Below are 4257 nucleotides of genomic sequence, written 5' to 3'. Positions count from 1 at the left end.
TGGCTTCCTTCAGACCCCATCGTTGGCCAATGACGCCCTTGCCATTCGGATTATCTTCCCCCCGGTCGGGGTGATCCCGCCTTCTTTCAGGCGGGCGGGTTTGCCAGCTTCGCTGGACAAACAAAAACCCCGGCACATGGCCGGGGTTTTTTAGGTTTCAGATAAAAACTGATTTAGTGGTCAGTAGTAGAGATCGGCGGCAACTCTTCAAGTACCGGTGGAACAAAGTCAGATGGACCTTCCTGCTTGGTCGGCTCATCTGAATCCAACTCTTTCGAACCATCCTCTTCTGAATCGTCCTCATTCTGAGTAATCATGCTCAGGAAGTCTTCCTCATTCTCATCCTCACCATCTATCAGATCCTTCGCCGAGACGGCTCCATCAACCAATGAATCCTCTACAGAATCATCCTCTTCTACAGAATCATCCTCTTCTACAGAGTCATCCTCTTCTACAGAGTCATCCTCTTCTACAGAGTCATCCTCTTCTACAGAATCATCCTCTTCTACAGAGTCGTCTTCTTCTACAGAGTCATCCTCTTCTACAGAATCATCCTCTTCTACAGAGTCGTCTTCTTCTACAGAGTCGTCTTCTTCTACAGAGTCGTCTTCTTCTACAGAATCATCTTCTTCTACAGAGTCGTCAGAAGGCACATCAACAACTGCATCGCCCTTCTCCTGTTCTGGCTCATCAAAAAGACCATCAACCAGCAACTCTCCCAGAATACCGAGAGCATTGATATCGATTGTCTGATCATCCACATAGTTACTTTCAATCTCTATACGGATCTCCCCAGTCTTATAAGCACCTGATGGATGTGCCAGCTTGAAAGCAAAGCTGTCCTGTTTACCATCGTTACCCGGTACCGCATTTGGAGTGTAGGTATAGCTGCCATCGGCAGAAATCACCAATGTGCCATACTGGCCCGACACCGTAGTACCCGAAGAGTCGACTGTAACAAACTCACCGTTCAGCTCAATCTGAAGGACTGTATCTACTGAACCAGGAACGACTCCATCAGCTGTCAAAACATTGCCTTCATAAGGCTGAACCGTAATATCCTCCATTTGATTTGGCTGTACTTTGAGAGCGACGTCTTGGACATCAACCTCCGGGTACTCCCTATGCGACCGTGGTCCGGATCTACCTTGTGCAGATGCAACAAGGCTCAGTTCATAATCTCCAGATTGAAGATTTTCAACTTTTACCTGGCCGGTCTGAGTCAACGTTCCCGATTGAACTATGTTTCCATCTTTATCTGACAGAGACCATGCAAGAGAAGCGCTCGTACTACCAGGAGTGTAGATGAACACACCAAAGGACAGCTCACCCTCAGCATCAGTAATCGAGAACTCTTTAACTTTGCTGGATGAGGTACCAGATCTATGATTATCGCTGTTGGTACTTACACTGAACGCATTAATCAATGACGAGGTCTCAGCATCTGGTATTGTGAGCTCCTGCTCTACACCTGCCGTGCCCTCACTATCAAACACTGTAATAGTATTCAGCACTCCATTGATATTGATGGTCAGAGTAGACTCCACTTTGTCACCGTCAGCATCGGTGAGGTAGTAGTTGAAGGTTTCCTGATAAGAGTGACCCAGCCCCATATCATCCTTGGTTTCACGGCTGACCGTATAGGTATAGTTACCATCGGCATCAACCACCAATGTGCCGTATTGCCCCTCGATTTCTCCACTAGTAATGAAATCACCATCCTGGTCCTTCCAGGTCAGCTCATTTTCAACAGCAGCGCCATCGGCTCCCCAGTTTGCATCTACCTGACCATCAGCCTTTGGCAGATCATCAGTTGATGACAGACGAGCATACAGGTTGAACGAGTTGCTTGCATTTTCCAGTGTCTTGACCTGATTAACTATGTTGCCATTCTGATCAAGGAAGCCCAGGATTTCAAAAGTATACTCTTTATCTCCTACAGGGATCGTAACTGTGCTCGTGGCATTGGTAATAGTGACAATATCAGCGTTTACCCATGGATCTGAGCTATTGTTCGGTGTTTCGTTGTGATCAAAGACGATGGTGTGACTAATCGTATGAATCACTCCATTAATCACAACCTTCAAAGACAGATCCAAGCTGACTCCAGAAATGACTGGAGCATCCCATGCCAGAGGGAAGTTATTGTGAGTAAAAGTGCCCAGCATAATAACTGAGTTAGTTGATGTACCCTCCAGTGTTATGAGAGAGTTGTTATCATCGAATGTGTAGTCAGAATAATTATTACCTGAACCCCAACGAATGACATCATCCACACCAGGATCGGTATTGTTTATTGTCGAGCTACCACCTGTCGGACTAACCCAGTTCGCAGTCAACTCACCGACCATGTACTCATTAACACCCACTTCCACACTATCTACCGGCGTAAACTGTCCTGGAATGTCATCGATGATGATAGCTCGCAGACTTGCAGAGCCAGTTTGTGCCATCACATCTGTCAGAATAAGCGTAAACTCTTCGCTTAGGTCATTTCGTCCCTGACCTGGATTATGGTCGGTATTATCTTTCAGCTCATACGTATAGCTGACCTCTCCGGTAAGCACATCAAACCCAGTCAGGGTCAGAATATTACCAAGATCAGAAGTGATAGATATTGCATCACTATTGAGTGCAAGCAGGTCATCTAAGGTCAGAGACAGTGTTCCAATCTGCAGTGCAGCGATTCCAGCCTCAGCAACCAATGTGAAGCTGCCAGGTTGAAGCAACTCATCCGAATCAGGATTTGTTCCATTTGCCAGGTGTTGTTCATTTAGAACGACATCGCCAGCTTCAGCATCCAAGCCGAGAATTTGAGGCGCATCCCATATAGGCAGATCAGGTAGTTCACCTGCTCCACCAGGCTGGAATGTAATGACAAAATTGCCTTCGGCAGGATCGCCATCACCATCAACAACATCTACAGTCACAGGGATCTGATAATCAAGCTCTGCATCCAGGAAGACACCACTGAAGTCTTTGACATTATACTGATCACCGCCGCTGCTGCCATAGAAACGAATTTCGTCAAAGCCTGCCGGATGACTGATATTGGTCGTGCCTCCAGTCAGAACAGACTCACCGTTGCTGAAAATCTCCCAGCTTAGTGCGCCCGTGTTACCCATCTGGAAGTCCAGCTGAGTCAATTGCTGATTGAACTGTGCAATCAATGTCTGACCCGCACCAATCAGATTGTTATCAACACCTATACCATTTGTCGACCAGTTGACAAGGCCACCCTCTGCGTAGAACTGTGCTTCCAGGTTAGGATTGTTGATTTCAAAATCACCATCAATTCCTCCACCTTGATGAGAAGCCTCTCCAACCATGAAGCTGACAGCGACTGGATCCAGCGGCTGAATGATGTCTACAACATACTCACCGTCTACAGATGCTGTAATGGTGAATACCGGATCGTTGGCAAGTGTTGATGCCGTTAGAACACCTGTAGCTGAATCAAAGCTGTAGTAGAGAGGCTCACCCCCTGATGTCAGCAGTATCGGAGTCGAAGAGCCTTCCGGAGTTACAAGGATTTGACCGTCGCTATTGGTTGGCAGGGATATGTTGGTGACACTGGCTCCGTCCTCATCAGCTCCCAACTCTAGATTCATCGACCCGGTGAAGCTTGACCCAGCTGCAATTCCTACTTCAGCATCAACTGGATTGTCTCTGAACTCAGGTACATCATCAATTACGACAACCTTGAGCGTTGCTTCAGCTTCACGGCCGAGATTATCAGTCAGCAGTATTTCAAACTCTTTATCGAGAGTATTACGCCCATCACCTGATACATGGTCGATATTGCTGTTCAGGGTATATGAATAGCTTACTTCGTTCGATACAGAGTCAAAAGCAGTCAGCGTGAGAACATTCCCATTTGCAGAAGTTATGGATACTGGAGTCGCATCCAAGTCCATCAACTGCGCCAAACTCAATACTTCTGAGCCTACTGTCAGGGATGCAATACCCGCATCAGCAATCAGTTTGAAAGTGCCTGTCTGGGTCAACTCGCCAGAATCTGGCTGGGTGCCATTTTCAAGATGCATCTCATTCAGAACAACATCACCATCGGTGTTGCCAAGACCCTGGATTTGCGGGGGTTCGGATGTGATGAGTGCAGCCTGATCATCATCGTTGATCTCATTGCCATTGCGGTCAGTCGCGGTCGCAACTACTTCAATCGGGCCATCAACCAACTCACTCAGGTCAACGCCTTCCACCAGGTAACTGCCGTCTTCTTCAACAGTAGCTGTGGTC

1 protein-coding gene is annotated in these 4257 nt (G+C 47.3%); it reads right to left on the bottom strand.

The genetic code is table 11. The annotated features are described in order from the left end of the window. Positions 1-173: 173 nt before the first annotated feature. On the bottom strand, positions 174-4220 hold the full coding sequence (locus F7R27_RS18520; protein ID WP_206060567.1) for a BapA/Bap/LapF family large adhesin: 4047 nt from the start codon (positions 4218-4220) through the stop codon (positions 174-176). Positions 4221-4257: the final 37 nt, after the last annotated feature.

It is taken from the genome of Nitrincola alkalilacustris (assembly GCF_008973755.1).
Taxonomy (GTDB): domain Bacteria; phylum Pseudomonadota; class Gammaproteobacteria; order Pseudomonadales; family Balneatricaceae; genus Nitrincola; species Nitrincola alkalilacustris.
Note: the sequence above shows the minus strand (reverse complement) of the source record. Positions and strands in the feature narration are given on the sequence as shown.